Source organism: Parapedobacter composti (genome assembly GCF_900112315.1).
Taxonomy (GTDB): domain Bacteria; phylum Bacteroidota; class Bacteroidia; order Sphingobacteriales; family Sphingobacteriaceae; genus Parapedobacter; species Parapedobacter composti.
The window spans coordinates 58,261-81,268 of the sequence record NZ_FOLL01000004.1 but is presented as its reverse complement, the minus strand read 5'-3'; the positions used below and the strand labels follow the sequence as shown (position 1 = coordinate 81,268).

The window sequence follows — 23,008 nt, the reverse complement described above, 5'->3', positions numbered from 1 at the left end:
AACAAAGAAAAGACGAACGATAATCTGATAGTAATGGATATACTCAAATTCATCACAGCGGGCAGTGTGGACGACGGGAAAAGTACCCTTATCGGGAGGCTGTTATATGACACGAATTCGGTGCTGGACGACCAATTAGAGGCCATACAACGCGCCAACCGCAAGAATAACGACGGTACGCTGGATTTGGCGATACTGACCGATGGGCTGAAAGCCGAGCGGGAACAAGGTATCACCATCGATGTAGCATACAAATACTTCCAAACTGAAGCGCGCAAATTCATTATTGCGGACGCGCCCGGACATATCCAATATACCCGCAACATGGTTACCGGTGCTTCCAATTCCGACCTGGCCATCATCCTGATCGATGCCCGGAAGGGGGTTGTAGAACAGACGCGCAGGCACTCATTCATCGTATCGTTGCTGGCTATTCCCAATGTCTTGGTCTGCGTGAACAAGATGGACATGGTCGATTATGACTGGGCGGTGTTCGATAAGGTGAAAGAAGACTACGAGCGGCTTACAGAAAGCCTGAATATCCGCCAAGTCGACTATATCCCTGTCAGTGCTTTAAAGGGTGATAACATCGTTAACCCGTCGGCAAACATGCCGTGGTATACAGGGAAACCACTGCTTGGGTTCTTGGAGACGGTTACTGTCAGCAAAGCGAGGGAAACCGCGCAGGCCCGGTTTCCCGTGCAATGGGTCATCAGGCCGCAGACAGACGAACTTCATGACTATCGGGGGTATGCAGGCCGCGTCGTCGGTGGCGAATTCCGGGTAGGGGATCCGGTAGTTGTGCTGCCCTCGGGGTTCAGCAGCGTTATCGAACGCATAGAGTTGGCCGCGCAAACGCTGGATGTTGCCGAGGACGGCGCATCCGTGGTTATTCACCTGAAGGACGATATCGATATCAGCCGGGGCGATATTCTGGTCAAGCAAAATGAACAGCCGGCTGTGTCGCAACAGTTCGAAGCGGAAATCTGCTGGATGGATACACGCCCGCTTGATACCGGCCAGGTATACCTATTGCAGCACCATGGCAAAGTGGCCAAGGTGAAAATACAGGACGTGGTTTACCGCGTTGACATGCAAACGCTGGAAAAATCGCCGGGCGGCGATTTCGGGTTGAATGATATCGGTAAAGTCCAGTTCAAATCGGCCGACCCGCTGGCCATTGATTCTTACGTGGCAAACAAAGCTAACGGCGGCGCCATCTTAATCGATGCGCGCAATAACCTGACCGTTGCCGCGCTGATGATTACCCAATCCGAGTAACCCCATCTTATACATACCAATACGGCAGCCGCAATTCAGGCGAGGGCTGCCGTTTTTATTATTTAACATAACGTCAATTATGGGGAGATGGAAGTCAACGCAATGGAGCTGCGTGCCAATGCGGGTTAAAAATAAGAATTATGCGTTTATCTGGGGCAGATTTTGACATTTTTTCAAAGAATCCGCGTTTTCTTTTTAATTTTACCGACTTGATAAACACTATATTAAATTTCCATGTCAAGTTATTTAACGTCTTTTATTCATTACGTTTCGGAAACAAATCCCCATCAACCTGAATTTCTCCAAGCGGTGCGCGAGGTCGCGGAGGACGTTATCCCTTACCTTGAAGCGCATGCTCCGGAATTGGTCCGCCAGCGATTGCTCGAACGCATGATTGAACCGGAACGGACCATATCGTTCCGTGTGGTCTGGCAGGACGACAGCAATGCAATACACGTCAACCGCGGCTACAGGGTGCAGATGAACAGTGCGCTTGGCCCATATAAAGGTGGTTTGCGGTTTTCGCCGACAGTCAATTTAAGTATCCTGAAATTCCTTGCTTTTGAACAGACGTTCAAGAATAGTCTGACTGGCTTGCCCCTGGGAAGTGCCAAGGGCGGAGCGGATTTCAATCCCAAAGGCAAATCGGATAACGAGATCATGCGTTTCTGTCAAAGCTTCATGGCAGAGCTATGCCGCCATGTTGGTTCGGAAACCGATGTTCCGGCCGGGGATATTGGTGTGGGTGAACGCGAAATCGGCTATATGTTCGGCCAGTATAAGCGGTTGCAGAACAACTTTACCGGGGTGCTTACGGGCAAAGGAACTGCTTGGAGCGGAAGCTTTATGCGGCCCGAGGCGACCGGATTCGGTTTGCTTTATTTCGTTGAGCGTATGCTTTATGAAACCGGAGGTGTGCTGAAAGGGAAAACGGTGGCGATTTCCGGAGCGGGCAATGTTGCCTATTATGCCGCGTTAAAAGCAATTGCTCTCGGAGCCAAGGTAATTACGGTTTCTAATAGCGAGGGCACCATATACGATAAAAACGGGTTCTCCCTGGAAAAACTGGATTATGTGAATTCGCTGAACCGGAATTTCGGGGAATACCCCAAACGCTATGACGCTGAGTATCATCCCGGGCAAAAGCCCTGGCGGTTTGCATGTGATATTGCCCTTCCGTGCGCCACGCAAAATGAACTTGACGAACACGACGCCGGCATGTTGCTCGAAAATGGCTGCATATGCATCGCCGAAGGCGCCAATATGCCCTGCACCGAGCAAGCCGTCAAAACCATCCTGAAATCGGGTATACTTTATGCTCCCGGCAAAGCGGCCAATGCTGGCGGTGTAGCTGTATCCGGACTTGAAATGTCACAGAACCGGATCGGTCAGCAATGGACTGCCGAAAAGGTGGAAAACCGGCTCAAAAAGATCATGCACGACATCCATGATACCTGTGTCCATTATGGGAAGGATAAACACGGTGCCATCAATTACCTGAAAGGCGCCAATATCGGCGGATTCGTGAAAGTGGCCGCCGCAATGAAAGCGCAAGGACTCGTATAATGAACGATAAGCCATGAGAACGATTGCCGAACTCCCCCACCCTGATTTTAAAATCACGGTGTTTTCCATGAACCAGAAATTCATCATCAAATTTGAACAAGGTACGCTGGAACAGGTTTACAAAATACCGGAAATTGATGTCACGGACGGCGTTAACGGGGTGTTTCAACTGATAGACGAGGTGTTCAGCCAATCGGTTTCGGCTCAGTTCACCGAAATGCGCCGGGCGTTCAACGATGCGTATAAACGGCATGAATATTAGATAGTTCTCAGCGCGGGTCGGGAAACGCGGCCATCAGTTGGGCTGTTATCCGGGGCACCGCCACGCTGGCCTTATCGTCAATGCAGATTACATCGGTATTCCCGGCCAGTTGTGAAGCGGCTGGATCCACGAAATATTTGACGGCGGTCGCCGGCACTTCATCTAACAATCCGGCTGCCGGATAAACTTGCAGGGACGTTCCGATAATGATAAAGATATCGGCCCGGCGGCAGATCGGTATGGCCTCCCCCATCGCCGGAACCGCTTCTCCGAACCATACGACATGCGGACGGAGCTGGCTGCCCAGTTCGCAGCGCTCGCCCATGTGGATTTCATATCCCTTAACGGGGTAAGTCAGGTTAGGGTTCACGGTTGACCGCGATTGGGTAATCAGCCCATGCAGGTGCAACACCGAACCGGACCCCGCCCGCTCGTGTAAATCATCGATATTTTGCGTGATGATGGAGACGTTGTACTTTTCCTCAAGTGTTACCAGGGCACGGTGCGCCGGATTGGGCTGCGCTTCCAGCACGGCTTTCCGGCGTTCATTGTAAAACTGTTGCACTAATCCGGGGTTGCGCGCCCATGCCTGCGGTGTGGCCACATCCGTTACCCGGTATCCCTCCCATAGCCCATCATCGCCGCGGAACGTCTTCAGCCCGCTTTCCGCTGATATGCCGGCTCCTGTAAATACAACGATATGCTTCATTTGCACAAAATAAGCAATTTCCGATGAATTTAACGAGGGATTCCAGCCCGAATGGCTACCTTTGTTGCCCATGATCGAACTGTATACCGATGGGGCGTCAAGCGGCAACCCTGGCCCGGGCGGCTATGGGGTTATCCTACGGTCGGGGCCGCATTACAAGGAACTGTCCGAAGGGTTCCGTAAAACCACCAATAACCGCATGGAACTATTGGCCGTCATCAAGGGGCTGGAGGCGATCAAGAAGCCCGGCCAGGAAGTTATTGTCTATTCCGACTCTAAGTATGTTATTGATGCCGTGGAGAAGGGGTGGCTGCATGGCTGGGTAAAAAAAGGATTTGCGGGCAAGAAAAACCCGGATCTATGGATGCGTTTTCTTCAGGTTTACCGGATTCACAAAGTACGTTTCGTATGGGTAAAGGGCCATGCAGGGCATCCGGAAAACGAGCGCTGCGATCGCTTGGCGGTGCAGGCATCGCAGAACGCCGCAGCGTGGAAGGCAGATGTGGCGTTTGAATCCGGTCTGTAAAATACCTATTTTGGTGTATTGTCCAATCCAACCGTTTTTCCGATGTTAGCGGCAACAACTAATCATTAATACCTTACACGATGGAAAAAAACGGAAAGAAAAGCAAGCTGACCCTGATCCCCGTGGAACTGGCGCAGCAAATGGTCAATGCTTACGATAAGCAGCGGCGGGAACCCGCGGCAGCGCAGCGAAGCAGGGAACTGGGTAAAAAGGTTGAGGAGCCCCGTTCATTCTGGGTAAGCAAAGCGGCTTTACTGGAGCTCATGAGCCTCAACGATGCAGACGGCATCCGGTTCTATTATGCCATTGCAGACGACTATCCGGGATTTGAACTGAAAAAGCAGGAATACAAGAAGGCGCATACGGTGGTAATGGTGGCTACGAAGTCTGGTGATCCCGATAATCCGACCATGGAAAACAGCGTGGATTGCCTGAACATCCCGGGCGCCCAACCGGCCGCACATGCCTCCGACGGAAAGATCGGCACCGTTGTACTGCCAATCGCACCGTCCCAAGCCGGGTTACCCGCGGATGACGTGGACCTGTGTCCGCCCCCCTCCCCGCCCGGCCAGCGATTATAACGGCCCGCACGTATTGAATTTCAAGCAAAGGGATCCATGAACGCTGCGACTGTGGTATTGTTGGGGTTGATGCTCATCGGCTCTGGAATAGGTTTTTACCGGAGGAAACAACTGGAGAATCCGGCACTCCGGATGTTTCCTTATTTTCTGCTGTTCCAGTTCGGCTATCAATTAGTGGCATCCGTCTACTCGTTTATCCTTACTGAACATGCTTCCAATCATTTTATATTTAATTTATCCCTCCCAATCAATATTTTGTACTTTGGCTTCCTGTTCCATAGCCTCGTGCAGCACCGTGCTAAGGGCAACATCGTTGCCATCGTCACGGTGCTGAACCTTTTATTTTACTTCGTCAACCTGTTTTTTATACAGGGATTTACGTTCTTCATGACATATTCACGCACGGCCATGGCTGTTTCGCTGGTTTTGTTCAGCCTGCTGTATTTCCATGGGGTCATTACATCAGACGACGGGCACAAAACAAATCCTGTCCGCAATGCGTCATTCTGGATAGTTACGGCTGTTTTTTTCTTTTACCTGAGCAGTACGCTTACGACAATTTTCTGGAACTATTTCGTGCTGAATAATACCTACTTCGGATCGGTGATGATGCGTATATTTGCATTCGTATTGTACACGATGTATATTGTGGGGATCCTGCTTCACAAACCGGCCGACGATCCGTAACCGAAAAGAATGACAGGAACAGCTCAATCCATGGAAACCTCAGGCAACGAGATTGTAATAGCTATCTTGTTCGGCAGTTTAATGCTGGCATTGATCGGGGTTTTCATGTTCGTGATGGTCATTTTTTACCAGCGGAGAAAAATCCGGCACATCAGAGAACAACAGCAATTGATGGCGCAGTATGAGCGTTCCGTATTAAAAGCAAAAGTGGAAATCCGGGAAGAAACCCTAAAGTACGTGGGGCAAGAGCTCCACGACAATGTGGGCCAGGTGCTTTCATTGATCAAGCTATACCTCTCCCGTCCGCAACTTCAGCAAAAGACCGATGTCACGCTTTTGATTGATCAGGCAATCCGCGATATCCGGTCGCTGGCGCACACCCTGAACATCAATCGTGTGGACCGCTATACGCTCCGGGATTTCATCGCGCAGGAGCTTGCCAAGGTACAGAAAGCAGGGACGATGAAAATCTCCTTTGCACACGAAGGATTTTGCGAACCGGCAGATAGCCAAAGACGGCTGATGATCATCCGGATATTTCAGGAATGTATAAACAATATCCTGAAACATGCGGAAGCTAACCAGATATTTGTTAAGTTAGCCACTGAAAATGGGAGCTGTATACTGTCCATTGCCGATGACGGTTTGGGCTTTGATCCGGAGCATGGATATCGGGGAACAGGGCTTGTCAATCTCCATGATCGGGCTAAACTTATCGGGGGTGATATCCGGATAGCCTCTTCCCCCGGCCTTGGAACCAGTATCACACTCCGCATTCCACAGGAATAGCAAACCATGATAACGATCGCCATCGCTGATGACCATAAGCTCATGTCAGAGGGCATTGCCCTGATCCTCCGGTCGGATCCGGAATTATCGGTTGTTAAAATCTGCTCAAACGGAAAGGAGCTTGTTGAATACCTGAAGACCAATACCGTGGATATGGTGCTGGTTGACCTGAATATGCCTGTATTGGACGGTCCGGCCACTATCCGCTTACTGAAGAACAATTTCGTGTCCTGCAAGATTGTGGTGTTGAGCATGTATGCCGACGAGCATATTTATGCCAAATGCCGGGAGCTGGACATTAACGGTTACCTGCATAAAGACACCGACGCACAGCACCTGATCGATACCATAAAAGCCATACACCGGGGCGAAAACCGGTTTGACTATGACCGTGCCGCCATGCCGCAGGAAACCAACGGCATATTTGACGATAAATTCCTGAATAAATTCAGGCTTTCACGGCGGGAGCTTGAAATCGCCGGCTTGGTACGCAACGGCCATACCAATCAGGAAATTGCCGATATGCTGTTCCTCTCTGTATATACCGTAATGACCCACCGCAAAAATATCCTGCATAAGCTGGGTGTACGCAATACTGCGGAGATGCTCGCCTTATTTAATGCCTAATGGCGCTCACCGTAAACATAGCGAATCTCGTCGCGCAGGTTGTAGCGCGAAGCCATGACTTCGCCATAGGCTCCCGCGGTACGGATAGCGATCAGATCGCCGCGGGCTGACGGTGGAAGCAGTACTTCTTTGCCGAAACAGTCGCTGCTTTCACAGATGGGTCCGACCACGTCATAATGCACCAGTTCAGCTTCGGATGCGGAAGGTGCACCCAAACGCTCTATCTTGTGATAGGCTTGATATAACGCCGGCCGCATAAGTTCGGTCATCCCGGCGTCCAGAATCAGAAAATTTTTCTTAATGCCGTGCTTGACATACAGCACACGGCTTATCAAGCTGCCGCATTGCGATACCAACGCCCGCCCCAGTTCAAAATGAACTTCCTGGCCCGGTTTGCGTTCGATAAAATCTGCAAACACCTGGAAATACGACCGGAAGTCGGGTATGCTGTTGGCATCAGGGTCGTGGTAGTCGACCCCCAATCCCCCGCCTACGTTCAATACGCGGAGGCGGAATCCGCGTTCATCAAACCAACTGTTCAGTTCATTGACTTTAACACAAAGGCTCTTGAATACATTGAGATCGGTTATCTGCGATCCGATATGGAAATGGATACCTATCAGTTCTATATGTTGGCAGGCCCTGAGGGTGTCAATGGCATCGCCGAGTTCCCAGTGCGAGATGCCGAATTTGTTTTCGTTCAGCCCTGTGGTAATATAATGGTGCGTCTGCGCATCGACGTTCGGGTTGATGCGGAGGGCAACATTAGCTTTCTTCCCCCGTACGGCCGCCAAACCATCAATGACCTTCAATTCCTGAACCGACTCCACGTTAAACGCGAAAATGTCGTGATCAAGTGCATATTGAATCTCTTTGTCGGACTTGCCTACACCCGCAAACACTATGGCATCGGGACTGAAGCCTGTTTCGATTGCCTTTTTCACTTCATTGCCGCTAACGCAGTCGGCTCCGAATCCGGCGTCGCGGATAAGGTCCAGCACACGGTCGTTGAAATTCGCTTTAAGTGCATAATGCACGTGGAAGCCATGCGCAGTAGCCGCCTGTTTTGCTTGGTCCAATGTGCGTTGCAGCAATGCCAGATCATAGTAGTAAAACGGCGTCTCTTTATGAGAAAAGGCGGCAACGAGCCCGGTATCAAACATCATTTATTGCTAAGGGTTAAAAAAGTCTGTTGTGCAGCGATCGCAAAGCTTCCACTTTATATTCCGTTTGCAGCAGCATGGAAATGTTGTAATTGCTTCCTCCGTAAGAAATCATCCGGACAGGAATGTGTTTTACCGCATCCAGCACCCGCGACGCGTAGCCGTGCGTATCCAGTCCGAAATCGCCAACCACACAAACGATGGTCTGTTCACGATCGATTTCAACAGAGCCGAAGTCTTTCAATTCCTGTTCGATTTCCGTCAAGTATGTGGTATCGTCTATGGTCAGCGATATCGCAACCTCTGATGTCGTAATCATGTCAATCGGGGTTTTATAGCGTTCGAACACCTCGAAAACCCGGCGCAGGAAGCCGTAGGCCAGCAGCATGCGCGACGAATGGATGCGAATGGCTGTGATGCCATCTTTGGCAGCGATGGAACGCACCACCCCTTTGGCTGCCCCTTCTTTACTGATGAGCGTTCCGGGCGCCTGCGGTTCCATGGTATTCAGCAACCGTACCGGGACGTTGAAACGCTGGGCCGGAAAAACGCTTTGCGGATGCAGGATCTTGGCGCCGAAGTAAGCCAGTTCGGCAGCTTCGTCAAAACTCAGGTGGGCAATGGGCCTGGTTCCATTGACAATACGCGGGTCGTTGTTGTGCATTCCGTCAATATCGGTCCATATCTGGATTTCGTCGGCACCGATGGCGGCACCGATAAGCGAGGCCGTATAGTCGCTCCCCCCGCGGCGCAGGTTGTCAATTTCACCGAATGCGTTACGACAGATATATCCCTGAGTTATAAAAAAGTTATGGTCGCTGGATTGCAGCAATAGTTCATTCAGATTATCGCGGATGAAGTCGATTTTCGGCTCATTGTCTTCATCGATTTTCATGAAATCGAGCGCAGGGAGCAGCTTCGACCGGATGCCCAACTCCGTCAGGTGGAAGTGGAACAGCGTGGTGGAAATCAGCTCGCCCTGTGCAAGGATGATTTTCTCCTCTATCGGGGTGAACAGCTGGTTGGAGAAAGAAGCGATTAATCCGAAGTGATAATCAATCAATTCCTTGCCGTTTTTCAGGCCTTCATCTGTAGTGAAAAGTTCAGCCACCAGCGCATCGTACTTCACGTGCAACGCGCTGATTAACGCATCAGCCTTATCCTTGTCGCCCGCGGTAAACGCCTGGGCTATTTCTACCAATGCATTGGTGGTGCCTGCCACCGCGGAAAGAACGATGATCTGACGTTCATTTGGATTAACGATATCAAGCAGCGCTTTAATTCGTTCAGCGCTTCCCACGGATGTCCCTCCGAATTTTAATACTTTCATCGATGGTATACTGAATAAACTATCTGCGGGTACTACGCCCCGCAAACAGGAACCAAGGGCGCAAAGATAAGTAACCTTATCCTCATGTCCTTGGTACAGTGGAAACTATTTCTTCAAGTGTTGAATGATCAGGTTAGCCAGTTCTTCACCTATCCGTTCCTGGGCTTCTCCGGTTGCGGCCCCGATATGCGGGGTCAGGGATACCTTCGGATGGGTGAGCAGGTCTTTCCGGGGTGTAGGCTCGTTATCAAAAACGTCCAGTCCGGCGAAAGCCACCTTGCCGCTGTCCAGCGCGGCGATAAGCGCCGACTCATCTATCACGCCGCCTCGTGACGCGTTGACGATACCTACGCCCGGCTTCAGTAGTCCGAATTCTGCTTCGCCAATAATGGGCTTTTCCGTAAACGGTACATGCAGGGAAATGAAATCCGCCCGTTGGAAAAGCTCCTGAAGTTCCACTTGTGTGATAGGCACATCAACCGTGATGCCGCCAGAAAGCGTCAATGGAAGCGTCTTCGGTGCTTCAAAGAGATCGCTCACGATGACATCCATTCCCAATCCGAGGCCGACTTTGGCTGTTTCGCGGCCGATACGCCCGAAACCGATAACGCCCAGTGTTTTGCCGCGCAGCTCCACCCCTTTGGCGTAAGCCTTTTTCAGACCGCCGAAGTTGGTGTCCCCCTCCACGGGCATTTTACGTTGCGCATCGTATAGGAAGCGTACGCCACTCAACAGGTGGGCAAACACCAGTTCCGCCACGGAAAGAGACGATGCTGCAGGCGTGTTTACCACGGCGATGCCTTTGGAGCGGGCATATTCCACATCGATATTGTCCATCCCGACACCTCCCCTACCAATGAGTTTTAGATTAGGGCAGGCATCTATCAGGTCTTTGCGCACTTTTGTTGCACTGCGCACCGTGATGGCATCGTAGTCGGGTAATTTAAGCGCCAGTTCGTTTTGCGGTATATGGTTGGTGTCTACTGTAAACCCTGCATTTTCAAGCAGTTGCTTACCCAGCGGATCGATTCCGTCGTTTGCTAATATTTTCATGTTCCCCAAGTCTATTTATTTTGCTCTTCAAATTCCTGCATGGCGTCTACCAATGCATTCACTCCGGTAATGCTCAACGCATTGTAAATGGATGCCCGGAAACCGCCCACGCTGCGGTGCCCCTTCAGGCCAACCAATCCGCGTTCCTTGGCAAGTTCGAGGAATGGCGCCTCGTGTTCCTTGTTTTCGGTTACGAACGTCACGTTCATCCGCGAGCGGTCTTCCGGTGCTGCCGTTCCCCTGAACAGGGGGTTCCGGTCGATTTCGTCATATAACGTGCGGGCCTTGATGATGTTCTCCTGTTCAATGACATCCACTCCCCCCTTGGCTTTCAGCCACCGGAGATTGAGCATGGAAACATATATGGAGAAAACAGGCGGCGTGTTGTACATCGATCCTGCAGCGATATGCGGCTGGTAGTCGAATATGGCAGGCAACGTACGGCCTGTTTTGCCGAGCAGTTCGTCCTTTACGATAACCAGCGTCACACCTGCGGGCCCCATGTTCTTCTGCGCACCCGCATAGATAAGCCCGAAATCCGCTACATTGATTCTGCGGCTCAGGATATCCGACGACATGTCGGACACCACGGGTACGGGGCTTTGAGGCGTTTCAAACACTTCCGTTCCGAAGATGGTGTTGTTTGAGGTATAGTGGAAATAAGCGGCATCGCCGGGTACTTCATACCCCTTGGGAATGTATGTATAGTTTGCGTCAGATGAAGAAGCCACTACGGATACATCGCCGATTTTTTTGGCTTCCTTGATGGCTTTGCTGGCCCATGTGCCGGTATCGAGGTAGGCCGCCTTGCCCCCCGGAGGCAACAGGTTCATCGGCACCATGGCGAACTGGGTGCTGGCCCCTCCTTGCAGGAAAAGGATGGAATGCCCGTGCGGTACGGCAAGCAGCTCACGTACCAAACGCTCAGTTTCAGCCATCACCGCTTCAAACTCCTTGCTCCGGTGCGATATTTCGAGGATAGACAAGCCAGTGTCATTAAAATTCACCACCGCGCGGGCGGCTTCCTCAAAAACTTCCTGGGGCAATATGCATGGTCCCGCTCCAAAGTTGTGTTTCATCGTTACTAATGTTGAATAAGGTGTATCCCGATTTAATTGGCGGCAAAAATAGCAATTATCTATTGAAATTCATTCAATAATTCCGATAATATATTGCAAATAATTCAACGGAAATCGGATTGCGGTTAAGTCTGTCGTACACCCGCCGGATTATTCAATCCCATACTTCTCCATCTTATTATACAAGGTTTTGCGATCGATGTTGAGCATCTGCGCCGCCTTGCTTTTGTTATACCTTGCTTTTTGCAGCACGTCAAGGATCAGTTTGCGTTCGTGCGCTTCGCTATGCAGGCGGAGGTCGGGATTACCGGCGGAAGGCTCCGGCTCCGCTATGCCTTGGTTTTTAATAGCAAAGACCATTTCTTCCGGCAGGGCCGCCACCTCTGCTACGTTGCCCGGAGAGAGCAGTACCATGCGCTTGATAACATTTTTCAGCTCCCGGAGGTTACCCGGCCAATCGTACGCCTGGAATATTTCGTTGACTTCGTCAGAAAGCGCTTGCACATCCCGTCCCAGCTCTTCGTTGGCATGTGCAATAAAAAAATCGGCAAATTGCTGGAAATCCGACCGGCGGTCGCGCAATGCCGGCACAATAATCTCAAATTCGTTGATGCGATGGTAAAGGTCTTCCCTGAACTTGCCCGTCCCGAGCAGATCTTCATTGGTGGCGGCAATTACCCGCACATCTACACTGACGGTTTTATTGGCCCCAACGGGTTGTATCACCTTTTCTTGCAGGGCCCGCAACAGTTTCACCTGCACGTCATATGATAGGTTGCCGATTTCGTCAAGGAAAAGTGTGCCTCCGGAAGCTTCCACAAACTGCCCCGTCTTATCGTTCAATGCTCCTGTGAATGACCCTTTGATGTGGCCGAAGAGTTCGCTCGACGCCAGTTCTTTGGAAAGTGTACCGCAGTCAATGGACACGAACGGCATGTCGGCGCGCATGCTCATCCGGTGGATTGAACGGGCTACATATTCCTTGCCCGTCCCGCTCTCGCCCCGAATCAGCACAGACATATCCGTGGGCGCCACCAAGGCGATGTACTCATGAAGTTTACGGGCGGCCGGACTGGTACCTTCTACAAAATCGGCAGGTGTATCCAGTTTGGCTGAGCGCGCTTTGGAGGCCGGGCGTTCCTTTTCGGCCGACTTCCCTTCCAGCGCTTCGTTCACCACCATCAGGAGCTCATCGGGGTTCACCGGTTTGGTGATGTAGTCGAACACCCCCTGACGGATGGCCTTTACCGCTGTCCGCACATCATTGAAACTTGTCATGATAATGGAAGGTATCGCCTTGCCCTCCGCACGGACAGCATCCACCACGTCTAAACCGATGCCGTCGCCCAAGCGGTAGTCGAGCAAAATCAGGTGAAACGTATTGTTTTTCAGCGCCTCTATCCCACTCTTCACGCTGTATTTCACGACAATGTCAAACCCCTTTTTCCGGAGGAAGTTTTCCAATATTGCGGCAAATGTGGTATCGTCTTCTACCAGCAGTATATTAGCCATGTATTATTGATTAAAAAAATTGCGTCCTTATGTTATAACGAACGGATGAACCCGGCTTTTATTTTATCCACGATGGCCGAAGCAAATTCGCTTGTTTTCAGCAGTCTTCCGTTTTCCATTTGGTTAAAAAAATCGATGGTGACGGTTTTTTGCAAAATTGTCTCCTGAAGCGCCTCCACAATCAGGGTTGCCGCTTCGGGCCAGCCAATATACTCCAACAGCATTACCCCGCTGAGGATGACCGACGATGGGTTCATGCTATCAGTGCCGGCAAACCTCGGGGCGGTACCATGCGTGGCTTCGAATACGGCGTGGCCCGTGACATAATTGATATTGGCACCCGGAGCAATACCGATACCTCCGACGATGGCGGCCAGTGCATCGGAAATATAATCGCCGTTCAGGTTCAGCGTGGCAATTACCGCGTAATCCGCCGGATTCAGCAATATCTGCTGCAAGAAATTATCCGCAATAACATCTTTGACAATTACCTTACCTTGTGCCTCTGCCAGTCTCTGTTCCTCATTGGCCTGCTGCTCACCTTTAGCCGCCTTGGTTCGTTCCCACTGGCCCCAGGTATAGGTCTGCTCAGCGAACTCCGTTTCGGCCACCTCATACCCCCAGTTCTTAAAGGCCCCTTCGGTATATTTCATGATGTTTCCTTTGTGAACCAGGGTTACAGACGGTAGGCCCAGCCGGATAGCATGTTCGATAGCCGCCCGCACCAGTCTTTTTGAGCCGGTTTCCGATACGGTTTTGATACCGAGGGCTGTATCATCGGTAAATCCGAAATCCACGGCCATCGTGTCTTTGAGAAACGCTTTCAACCGGCTGCATTCGGCCGACCGCGCCTCGAACTCTATTCCGGTATAGATGTCTTCTGTATTTTCCCGGAAGATAACCATATCCACCCGCTCCGGATGCTTCACGGGCGATGGCACACCTTGGAACCACCTTGTCGGCCGTTGACACACATACAGATCGAGCGCTTTGCGTATCGCCACGTTCAGTGAGCGTATCCCTCCGCCCACTGGCGTGGTCAGCGGCCCCTTAATCGCAACCAAATGTTCGGCGATGGTGGATAGCGTTTCTTCGGGAAGCCATTCGCCGGTGGCCTGGAAAGCCTTCTCTCCGGCCAGCACCTCCTTCCAGTTTATCTTCCGCCGGCCGCCGTAAGCCTTCGCAACGGCTGCATCAAACACACGCACCGAAGCATGCCAGATGTCCGGTCCTATGCCATCTCCGATGATAAACGGGATGTCGACATCATCGGGCACATGAAGCGTGCCGTCGTCCTTTTTTGAAATCTTCGTCGTTGCCATGCGGATTAATGCTTATCTCGTGTAAAAATATTTTCAATGCCCCGTCCGATGCGTTGTAAAATCGGGGCGGTGGAAACATCTTCATACTCGTCCAGTTGATACCCTGCCCTTCGCTTCGGAAACACCAGCACGCGGTTGTATTGGGCATATACCTGAGCCAACTTTTTGGGAATCCCATCAAACGAGTGGCGGTATGATACCTCCCCCTGCCTTGCCGAAAGGAAAACGATGAGATCATTGTCTTTTACGTACTGACGAAGCGAGCCGAGGTCATCCCATTCATTATGTAGTGAAAACAACATCCGTGTGCTGCTTTTGTTGCGCTTCAAGTAGTCGGATAAGGCATGCTCCGTGCGCTCATCGCAAACGCACTGCACCGGCACAGTAAGCTCCTGGGATAGCCGCAATACCTTTTCCATGCAATAGTCAAACCCGAGCTCCGACTCAGACAGCGGCGGACAGAAAAGCACAATGCGTCCATGCGTTACCAATGGTTTGTCCACGTGGCACATGAACAAGCTGGTGTCTGTCTGATTCAGAATACTCTCCGTTTTCTCACCCACCATCTTTTCGATGATGCCGGGCTTGCTGGGCCACCCCAACAGGATACCATCGGCCCCAACCTCGCGGGCCGCCCGACTGATGCCATTGGCAATATTATGGTCGATGGTTGCCGTAACGCTGACTTCCATTTCGCTGCCCGAGGCATACTTGGCTGTTGAATCGAGGTTTTTTCGCGCGCGCTGCAAATTATGTTCGGCCATCTCATTGTTGGGTACCACGGTCAGCACCGTAATGGGATGGGGCGAATGTTTGCTCTTTATTAACGTGGCGAAGTCCAGCAGCGCCTCCATATTGTTCAGGTTGGCGATGGGCAGCATCAGCTGCTCTTCGCGCGCCACATTGCGTTCGCTGGTTATCTCATCCTGGTCTCCGGCCAGCACCACTTTCTTGGACGCTGATTCCGTGGCCAATGACGCCACGATACACGTAACGAGGATAAGCACAATTGTGCCGTTCAGCACGTTTTCATCAATAATGTTATTCCGGTACCCCACCATAATCACTGCAAGGGTAGCTGCTGCATGCGCGCTGCTTAGCCCGAAAATCACCTTCCGCTGGGCCGCGGAGTAACCGAAAGATAATTGGGTGAACCAAGCGGCTACCCACTTGCTGAAAATGGCCGCTATGGTCAGCGTTGAAGCAATCAGCAGCGCGGTGGGGCCATTGGCCAGCACGCTTACATCGACAATCATGCCCACGCTTATCAGGAAAAACGGAATGAATATCGCATTGCCGATAAACTCGATACGGTTCATCAGCGCCGAAGAATGCGGGATTAGCTTATTCAGCGCCAATCCGGCAACGAATGCCCCTATGATATGTTCAAGTCCGGCCAGCTCGGCGAGGAAAGCAGCCAGGAACACCACAGACAGTACAAAAATATAATGAGAGGTCTTTTCTGCTTCCACTTTCTGGAAGAACCATTTTGCCACGCGGGGGATAATGCCAAACATGATAAACAGAAATATCGCAAACGATATACCCAGGGTAACCCAGAACTGTTGGTCAAGCTGTCCCTGCGAAGCACCGATAATCACGGCGAGGATGATCAGCACGGCCGTGTCCGTCAGGATGGTTCCCCCTATCGTAATGGCCACCGCCTCGTTCTTGGATATACCGTAGCTGTTTACCACCGGATAGGCCACCAGCGTGTGGGTTGCAAACATGCTGGAAATCATGATGCTGGCAAGCACATCATATTCCAAGACATAGCGGCATACGGGATAACCTATGGCAATCGGGATAGCGAACGTGAAAAAACCGAACAGCACACTCTTATGGCGCGTTTTGCGGAATTCGTTCATATCCAGCTCTAAACCGGCGATAAACATGATATACAGCAACCCAATGGTGGAAAACAAGTCTACCGCCGAATTTTTTTCCAGCAGGTTAAGCCCGTGCGGTCCGATAATCACCCCCGAAAGTATAAGCCCGATGATGCCGGGTATCTTGATCCAGCGCAGGAGTATCGGAGACAGCAGGATAATGAACAGGATTAGAGCGAAAATAAGCACCGGATTACTCAGCGGCGTTTCAAAAGCATGGTTTAAATGGTTGAAAATATCTCTGCCCATAAATTCAATTTAATACATCCGTTCTCCGTCTTACCACGTCAACCCTGCTTCAAAGATAGTTAAAATTAAGCCGTTTTTCTAGCCAACCGTCATTTTACCGGAATTGGATGGCCTTCACAGGGCTAATCCTGCTAATAAGGTACGAAGGCACCAGCAGTACAGCCAGGGCGATAGCGGCTACGCCCATATTAAGCAATACCACTTCGAGGGTGGTGATGCTGACGGGGATATAAGACACGTAGTAGGATGCCTCATCCAATTTGAAGTAGCGCGTATTGTGCTGGAAAGCATACAATCCGATGCCCAGTACATTCCCCAGCAGCAACCCTAACCCCACCAGGTACGCAGCGTGGTACAAAAACACTTTCCGGATACCGCCATCCGTATATCCTAAGGCTTTCAGTACACCAATCATGGATGTGCGTTCCAGAATAGTGATGAGCAAAGCAGAGACCATGTTTACTACGGCTACAACCATCATCAGCACCAGGATGATCACCGTGTTGACGTCCAGCAGATCGAGCCACTGAAATATCTCGGGCAGCTGATCGCGCACGTTCACCGCATCCACTTCTATGGGCAACTTATCTTGCACCTCGGCAGTCACTTCATAAAGGCCATCAAAATCAGCGATGGAAATCTCGTATCCCCCTACCTCATCATCTTCCCAGTTGTTCAGCCGCCTAATCAAGGGCAATGCGCCCACCACATAGGTTTTATCCAACTCTTCCACACCCGTGTGGTATATTCCCGCAATTTCGAACTTGCGTTTCCGCACCGGCTCCTGCACAAAATACATGATAAAATCATCGCCCACATGCAACTGCAGCCTGTTTGCCGTGTGTTGAGAAATCAGTATCTGCCCGTTTGCTTTGATGCTGTCCGCAAAATCCAGGGAGCTTCCCGCCACCAGTACATCGGCAAGGAAGCGTTGGTCGTACTGGGCATCGATTCCCTTGAACAAGACACCTTCCACCTCATCATTAACGTTGATGATACCCGGCTTGGTGGCGTAATACCGCAGGTCAGACACTCCGGGTATAGACTTCAGCTCCTGGATATCGGCAGGGCTGAGCCGAAACGGCGCTTGCTCGAACGACGTGTTGAGGTCGTATGTATTCAGCATGATGTCTCCGAAGAAGCCGCGTTGCTTGGCCGTCACTTCCCCTTTGAATCCTTTTAATACCGCTATGGAAAGCATCATTGCGGCTACACCGAGCGCGATAGCACCGATGGCGACCCGCACAATGAGTTTGGAAAACGTCCGCTGGCCGCTTACAGCAATTCTTTTCGCTAAAAAATACGGGAAGTTCAAGCCTCTCGATATAATTTGTACCTTCGCAAAGGTAATTTGAAAAAATCACAATTCGAAGAATCGGAGGTAATCAGTTCTATGCGCATTGTATTCATGGGTACACCGGAGTTTGCCGTAGCCTCGTTGGAGGCGTTGCTTGAGGCAGGAGAAAACGTCGTCGCTGTCGTTACCGCGCCGGACAAGCCGGCCGGCAGGGGGCAGAAGCTGCACCAATCGGCCGTGAAGCGGTTTGCCTTAGCCCGGGGGCTGCCGGTATTGCAGCCGGAGAAGCTGCGGAACCCCGGTTTCCTGACCGAACTGGCGGCTTTGAAAGCCGATTTACAGGTAGTTGTTGCTTTCCGTATGCTGCCCGAATCGGTTTGGAATATGCCCCCTCTTGGCACGGTAAATCTCCATGCTTCCCTCCTGCCCCAATACCGCGGCGCAGCCCCCATCAACCACGCCATAATCAATGGGGAAAACCAGAGCGGCGTCACCACATTCATGCTCCGCCACGAAATCGATACCGGCAGCATCCTATTTTCGGAGAAAGTGCCCATTGCGGCTGACGATACGGCGGGCGACCTCCACGACAAGCTGATGGTTGTCGGTGCTGACCTGTTGGTCAGGACGGTCAGGGCCATCGCCGCGGGCACTGCCGTGCCGGTACCCCAAGAAGTACTGGCGGCAGGCGTTGCGCTGAAGCATGCTCCGAAAATTTTCAAAGAAGACTGTCAAATTGACTGGCAGCGCCCAGTGGATACCATCCATAACCACATCCGCGGACTAAGTCCTTATCCTACGGCTTATACATCGTTCGATGGCAAAACGTTGAAAATATTCAGGGCTAAGAAAGAGAAAACAGCCGTGCAGCATGAGCCGGGCACTTACTTCACAGACGGTAAAACCTTGCTGAAATTTGCCTGTACAGACGGTTATATTCAGGTTTTAGAGCTGCAATTGGAGGGCAAAAAGCGAATGGATGTGGTGTCCTTTCTTCGGGGATATCGCCCTTCTTCTGTCACATTTCCTTCATAATTGGTGATTTGGCTGATCATTACTGCCACGCTCCTGTTTTTGGAACAATTTTTGATGCTTTAAAAAGTGCAAAAATATCTTATAATTTCCTCTAAATCAGACAACTTTTTCCAAAAAAATCAGTTATTATGATTAAGAAATCCGTATTTTTGCGAACTTTTTAGAAAGGTAGGTACTTAACAGATTAAATGAGACAGCTCAAGATCACACAATCCATTACCAATCGTGAGTCACAGTCGTTAGACAAATACTTGCACGAGATTGGTAAAGTAGACTTAATCACAGCCGAAGAAGAGGTCATTCTCGCCCAGAAAATCCGTGAAGGGGATCAGGCTGCTTTGGAGCGGTTAACCAAAACCAACTTGCGTTTTGTGGTTTCCGTAGCCAAGCAGTACCAGAACCAGGGGCTTACTTTGGGCGACTTGATCAATGAAGGGAATCTGGGTCTAATCAAAGCGGCGAAACGTTTTGACGAGACTAAGGGATTCAAATTCATTTCGTATGCCGTATGGTGGATTCGACAATCCATCCTGCAGGCCATTGCCGAGCAGTCGCGTATCGTGCGCCTGCCACTGAATCAGGTAGGTTCATTGAGTAAAATAAGCAAAGCCTTCTCCAAGCTGGAGCAGGAATATGAACGGGAACCCTCACCTGAAGAGTTGGCAGATATCCTTGAAACCACGGTAGACAAGGTATCCGATACGCTGAGCAACTCCGGCCGCCACGTGTCCATGGACGCTCCCTTTGTACAGGGCGAAGAAAATACGCTGCTTGATGTATTGGAAAACAGCGACCCGGATACGGACAGCACGTTGATTGACGAATCGCTCTCGGAAGAGATCAAGCGTTCGCTGGCTACGTTGACTGAACGGGAACGCGAGATTATCGTCCTGTTCTTCGGTCTCGGTTCCAACCATCAATTGTCGTTGGAAGAAATCGGCGAGAAATTCAACCTCACCCGTGAACGGGTGCGGCAGATCAAGGACAAAGCCTTGCAACGGCTTCGCCATACGTCGCGCAGCCGTATTTTGAAATCTTATTTGGGTTAGCCTATACGAGGTATAGCCCCAAAAAAAAACGCCCCGCATTTTCGCGGGGCGTTTTTTTTATTCGTCAGTACGGCTTAATCCGGGCCGCTGCGCTATGGGGTTTCGGCCGCTGCTTCCGGCATCAATATAAACCGGAACAAACGGTCGTCGACCAAATACTTGTTCGCTATGGCTTTCACGCTTTCAGTAGTTACCTGGCTCAATTTATCCAGATACGCCAAGATATAGGCCGGGTCTTCTTCATTTTGGTAGGAATTAGACAGGTGCCCAAGCCAGAATCCGTTTTCCCGCAGTTGCACTTCCAGTTGGCGTTTCTGCTCACTGATGAACTTATCGATATCCACCTGTTCCGGTCCCTGCTGTTTTATCTTATCGACCTCATCCAGTGCCGAAGCCATCAGCGGTTCCACTTTGTCCGGACTGGTGCCGTAGGCTATACTGAACGAATAGCGATGGCGGGGATATTTTGCGTAGCTCGCACTGGCAGAAACGCCATACACACCGCTTTCCGCTTCACGCAACCGTTCAATCAATTTGATGTTCAGGATACTTTCCAGCGCGTCCAGCTGTAGGTTTTCGTCTTCCGAATAATCGTAATCGCCGAAATAATAAAGCCGTACGCTCGATTTTTCCTCTTTTCCGCGGTAAACGGTTTGCTGCAAGCCTTTCTCAGGCGGATAGATGCCCAAATCAGGCGCCGCCTCTTCCCGTCCGGCTGCAGGTAGGCTCGCCAGGTATTGCAGCACCAGCGGCATGATCTCATCCTCGGTAAAGCTGCCTACAATGGTTACGGTAAAATCCGATGCGTCTGCAAAGCGTTCCTTGAAGATATCGAAAGCCCGTTGGGGATCTATCTGGTCTACCTGCTCCACGGTCATACTCGTCCGTCGGATATTATTGTTATACAGCACGGCGTTTATGGTATCTGCGAACACTGCATTGGGGTCGTCAAGTCTGTTGGCGAGTGACGCTTTGACGCGCTGCATATATCCCTGGAACACCGCCAAGTCCAAGCGCGGTACCGTAAAGTACCCGTGTATCAGTTCAAAGGCTGTCTGCAGATCTTTCTTGCCGCTGGAAGCGCTGAATCCTTCGCTGCGCTCGCCGATATATGGGCGTACAGACACTTTCTTGCCGCTCAGGTACTTCGTCAGCTGCGTGGCGTCGTAAGGCCCCAGTCCGCTTCCTCCCACCACGGTGGCGGCATAAGTAGCCGACAGGAATTCGTCGTCGCTGTACAACGATGTGCCACCCGGACTGAACGCTGTTATGTTGATTTCGTCATTTTTGAAGTCGGTGGGTTTAAGGGCCACCTTCACACCATTACTCAGTGTCAGTTCGGTGACACCCAGTTCAGGCCGCTCCCTGCGTTCCGTTACGGTCCCGGCCGAAGGCTGTTCTTCCAGCAACGGAATATCCTGCACATTGTCATCATACGGCGCGATATCGCTTTGGCCGATTGCGGCAAGCCAGCCTTCCACTGTCTGTTCATCGGGCAACGTCTCTTTATCCTTTTCCGGTGCCATAATCAAGATGTCCCGGTTACGGTCTACATAGTATTCCCGGCCAAGCGCATTCACTTCGTCAAGCGTTATCGTGCCGATTAACTGTTTGCCCAGCCGGTAACGGTCTTCATTGCTCAATACGTTCTCGTCTTGCAGGAAATGGTTGAGGTAACTGGCCACATAGCTTTCGGACTTCCGCTTATCACGTTCTGCATAAGCAGACTCCACGCTGGTGATGAAATTGCGTTTTGCCCGATCCAGCTCGGTAGCCGTAAAGCCATGCCGCTTGATGCGTTCAAACTCGGTTACCACGGCATCAAATCCCCGTTTTATTTCGCCCGGTTTGGCTGCCATGTAGAGGGTAAACGCATCCAGCCCTCGAAGGAAGCCGCCGATGCTGCCCCCGCCCTGGATGAACGGCGGGTCGGATTGCCGGGTCAGTTCTGAAAACCGAGCCGCCGCCAGCTGGTTGAAAAGCGATTTGGCCAGTTGTGTTCGGTAGTCGCCCACGGTTTTCACGTCGGCCTCCCGGTGTTTGATGATCACCTGCATCACGGTTTGCGGCATTTCGGGATCCGTTACAGCCATAAATTGGTTCTTGCCCGTCAGGGGAATGCTGTATTCCTCGCGTTCGGGCGCGTTGTCCGGCTGCTTAAGGTCTGCAAAGAGCACCTTTATCTGTCGCTCCATCTCCACCACGTCAATGTCGCCCACCACGATGAGCGCCTGCAAGTCCGGCCGGTACCACTTGCGATGGAAATCACGCAACGTCTCGTGGCTGAACCCCTCGATGATGTCTTTGGTACCTATGGGCAACCGATCCGCATAGCGCGATTGGTTGAGGATCATCGGAAAATACTGGTCGCGCATGCGTTGCTGTGCTCCACGCCCGCCCAGCATCTCGTTAAGCACCACGCCGCGTTCCTTGTCTATTTCATCCCCGTCGAGCAACGCGTCCTGGGCCCAGTCGCGCATCACCTGCAACCCGTTTTTCAGCAGCTCCGGATCGTCAGATGGAATGGGCAGCTGGTATACCGTCTCGTCAAAAGACGTATAGGCGTTCAGATCCGAACCGAAGCGCACCCCCGCTTTCTGAAGGTAATCAACAAGTTCGTTCTTCGGGAAATGCTTAGTGCCGTTAAACTGCATGTGTTCCAGGAAATGTGCCAAACCGAGCTCATCGTCGGTTTCCAATATAGAACCCACCTTGGTGGCCAAATACATCACCACGCGATCCTTCGGCTCCGCATTGTGGCGTATATAATACCGGAATCCGTTAGGCAGTGTTCCCCGGAGCACGCCGGTATCCATGGGCAGTGCAGTGGTGTAGTTTAGGGTGTCTGTTGGCAAACCGACGGGCTTGGCCAAGCCCTGTAAAGAAGTCAGCAAAAAAAGCAATGGCAGCACCATTGCAAAGCATGTGCGTTGGTTAAAATACATGTGTCCAAAAATTCTGTGTCCAAATGTATTGTTTTTCCCAAGTAAAACATAAACTTT

At 51.3% G+C, this 23,008-nt stretch carries 20 protein-coding genes; 10 read left to right on the top strand and 10 right to left on the bottom strand.

The window, feature by feature from the left end:
• The first annotated feature begins 33 nt into the window (after window positions 1–33).
• The 3 genes from BM030_RS06450 (at window position 34) to BM030_RS06440 (ending at window position 3,109) form a co-directional block, all read left to right on the top strand.
• Window positions 34–1,281 carry a sulfate adenylyltransferase subunit 1 gene (locus tag BM030_RS06450; RefSeq protein WP_090972410.1) on the top strand — a complete coding sequence of 416 codons (1,248 nt, stop codon included), beginning with the start codon at window positions 34–36 and terminating at the stop codon, window positions 1,279–1,281.
• A gap of 234 nt (window positions 1,282–1,515) precedes the next feature.
• Window positions 1,516–2,847: an NADP-specific glutamate dehydrogenase gene (gdhA, locus tag BM030_RS06445; RefSeq protein ID WP_090972408.1), complete on the top strand. Its 1,332-nt coding sequence runs from the start codon at window positions 1,516–1,518 to the stop codon at window positions 2,845–2,847.
• A 13-nt stretch (window positions 2,848–2,860) separates the two neighbouring features.
• Entirely contained in the window at window positions 2,861–3,109 is a 249-nt protein-coding gene (locus tag BM030_RS06440; RefSeq protein WP_090972406.1) for a hypothetical protein, read from the top strand.
• 7 nt (window positions 3,110–3,116) lie between these two features.
• Here BM030_RS06440 and BM030_RS06435 read toward each other — a convergent pair whose 3' ends face one another.
• A complete protein-coding gene (locus BM030_RS06435) occupies window positions 3,117–3,818 on the bottom strand; it encodes an SIR2 family NAD-dependent protein deacylase (protein ID WP_090972696.1) in 702 nt (233 codons plus the stop codon).
• Between the two features lie 70 nt (window positions 3,819–3,888).
• Here BM030_RS06435 and rnhA point away from each other — a divergent pair, with 70 nt between their 5' ends.
• The 5 genes from rnhA to BM030_RS06410 all read left to right on the top strand — a co-directional run bounded on the left by rnhA (window position 3,889) and on the right by BM030_RS06410 (window position 7,028).
• The gene (gene rnhA, locus BM030_RS06430) at window positions 3,889–4,344 is read left to right on the top strand and encodes a ribonuclease HI (protein ID WP_090972404.1); all 456 of its coding nucleotides are present in this window, start codon (window positions 3,889–3,891) and stop codon (window positions 4,342–4,344) included.
• An 80-nt stretch (window positions 4,345–4,424) separates the two neighbouring features.
• Complete coding sequence (locus BM030_RS06425) at window positions 4,425–4,925, top strand: hypothetical protein (RefSeq protein WP_090972402.1); 501 nt, start codon at window positions 4,425–4,427, stop codon at window positions 4,923–4,925.
• 36 nt (window positions 4,926–4,961) lie between these two features.
• Window positions 4,962–5,612: a hypothetical protein gene (locus BM030_RS06420; RefSeq protein WP_090972400.1), complete on the top strand. Its 651-nt coding sequence runs from the start codon at window positions 4,962–4,964 to the stop codon at window positions 5,610–5,612.
• A 9-nt stretch (window positions 5,613–5,621) separates the two neighbouring features.
• Window positions 5,622–6,401 carry a sensor histidine kinase gene (locus BM030_RS06415; RefSeq protein WP_090972398.1) on the top strand — a complete coding sequence of 260 codons (780 nt, stop codon included), beginning with the start codon at window positions 5,622–5,624 and terminating at the stop codon, window positions 6,399–6,401.
• Window positions 6,402–6,407: 6 nt separating this feature from the next.
• Window positions 6,408–7,028, top strand: coding sequence for a response regulator transcription factor (locus BM030_RS06410; RefSeq protein WP_090972396.1), 621 nt, complete (start codon window positions 6,408–6,410; stop codon window positions 7,026–7,028).
• Here BM030_RS06410 and lysA read toward each other — a convergent pair.
• The 8 genes from lysA to BM030_RS06370 form a co-directional block, all read right to left on the bottom strand.
• The gene (gene lysA / locus BM030_RS06405) at window positions 7,025–8,191 is read right to left on the bottom strand and encodes a diaminopimelate decarboxylase (protein ID WP_090972394.1); all 1,167 of its coding nucleotides are present in this window, start codon (window positions 8,189–8,191) and stop codon (window positions 7,025–7,027) included. The two genes, BM030_RS06410 and lysA, sit on opposite strands and share 4 nt — an antisense overlap.
• Before the next feature lie 16 nt (window positions 8,192–8,207).
• Window positions 8,208–9,521, bottom strand: coding sequence for an aspartate kinase (locus BM030_RS06400; RefSeq protein WP_090972392.1), 1,314 nt, complete (start codon window positions 9,519–9,521; stop codon window positions 8,208–8,210).
• 105 nt (window positions 9,522–9,626) lie between these two features.
• Window positions 9,627–10,574: a D-2-hydroxyacid dehydrogenase gene (locus tag BM030_RS06395; RefSeq protein WP_090972390.1), complete on the bottom strand. Its 948-nt coding sequence runs from the start codon at window positions 10,572–10,574 to the stop codon at window positions 9,627–9,629.
• Between the two features lie 11 nt (window positions 10,575–10,585).
• Window positions 10,586–11,653, bottom strand: a complete 1,068-nt coding sequence (gene serC / locus BM030_RS06390) for a 3-phosphoserine/phosphohydroxythreonine transaminase (RefSeq protein ID WP_090972388.1) — start codon at window positions 11,651–11,653, stop codon at window positions 10,586–10,588.
• Window positions 11,654–11,803: 150 nt separating this feature from the next.
• The gene (locus tag BM030_RS06385) at window positions 11,804–13,165 is read right to left on the bottom strand and encodes a sigma-54-dependent transcriptional regulator (protein ID WP_090972386.1); all 1,362 of its coding nucleotides are present in this window, start codon (window positions 13,163–13,165) and stop codon (window positions 11,804–11,806) included.
• Window positions 13,166–13,197: 32 nt separating this feature from the next.
• Complete coding sequence (gene icd / locus BM030_RS06380; protein WP_090972384.1) at window positions 13,198–14,487, bottom strand: NADP-dependent isocitrate dehydrogenase; 1,290 nt, start codon at window positions 14,485–14,487, stop codon at window positions 13,198–13,200.
• Window positions 14,488–14,492: 5 nt separating this feature from the next.
• Window positions 14,493–16,625, bottom strand: a complete 2,133-nt coding sequence (locus BM030_RS06375; protein WP_090972382.1) for a cation:proton antiporter — start codon at window positions 16,623–16,625, stop codon at window positions 14,493–14,495.
• Between the two features lie 94 nt (window positions 16,626–16,719).
• On the bottom strand, window positions 16,720–17,940 hold the full coding sequence (locus BM030_RS06370; protein WP_090972380.1) for an ABC transporter permease: 1,221 nt from the start codon (window positions 17,938–17,940) through the stop codon (window positions 16,720–16,722).
• A gap of 78 nt (window positions 17,941–18,018) precedes the next feature.
• Here BM030_RS06370 and fmt point away from each other — a divergent pair, with 78 nt between their 5' ends.
• Together fmt and BM030_RS06360 are read left to right on the top strand one after the other, a co-directional pair.
• Window positions 18,019–18,957 (top strand): methionyl-tRNA formyltransferase, encoded by a 939-nt coding sequence (gene fmt, locus BM030_RS06365; RefSeq protein WP_090972694.1) that lies wholly within the window; start codon window positions 18,019–18,021, stop codon window positions 18,955–18,957.
• Between the two features lie 188 nt (window positions 18,958–19,145).
• A complete protein-coding gene (locus tag BM030_RS06360) occupies window positions 19,146–20,006 on the top strand; it encodes a sigma-70 family RNA polymerase sigma factor (RefSeq protein ID WP_090972378.1) in 861 nt (286 codons plus the stop codon).
• A gap of 92 nt (window positions 20,007–20,098) precedes the next feature.
• Here BM030_RS06360 and BM030_RS06355 read toward each other — a convergent pair whose 3' ends face one another.
• Window positions 20,099–22,951 (bottom strand): M16 family metallopeptidase, encoded by a 2,853-nt coding sequence (locus BM030_RS06355; RefSeq protein ID WP_090972376.1) that lies wholly within the window; start codon window positions 22,949–22,951, stop codon window positions 20,099–20,101.
• Window positions 22,952–23,008 lie beyond the last annotated feature (57 nt).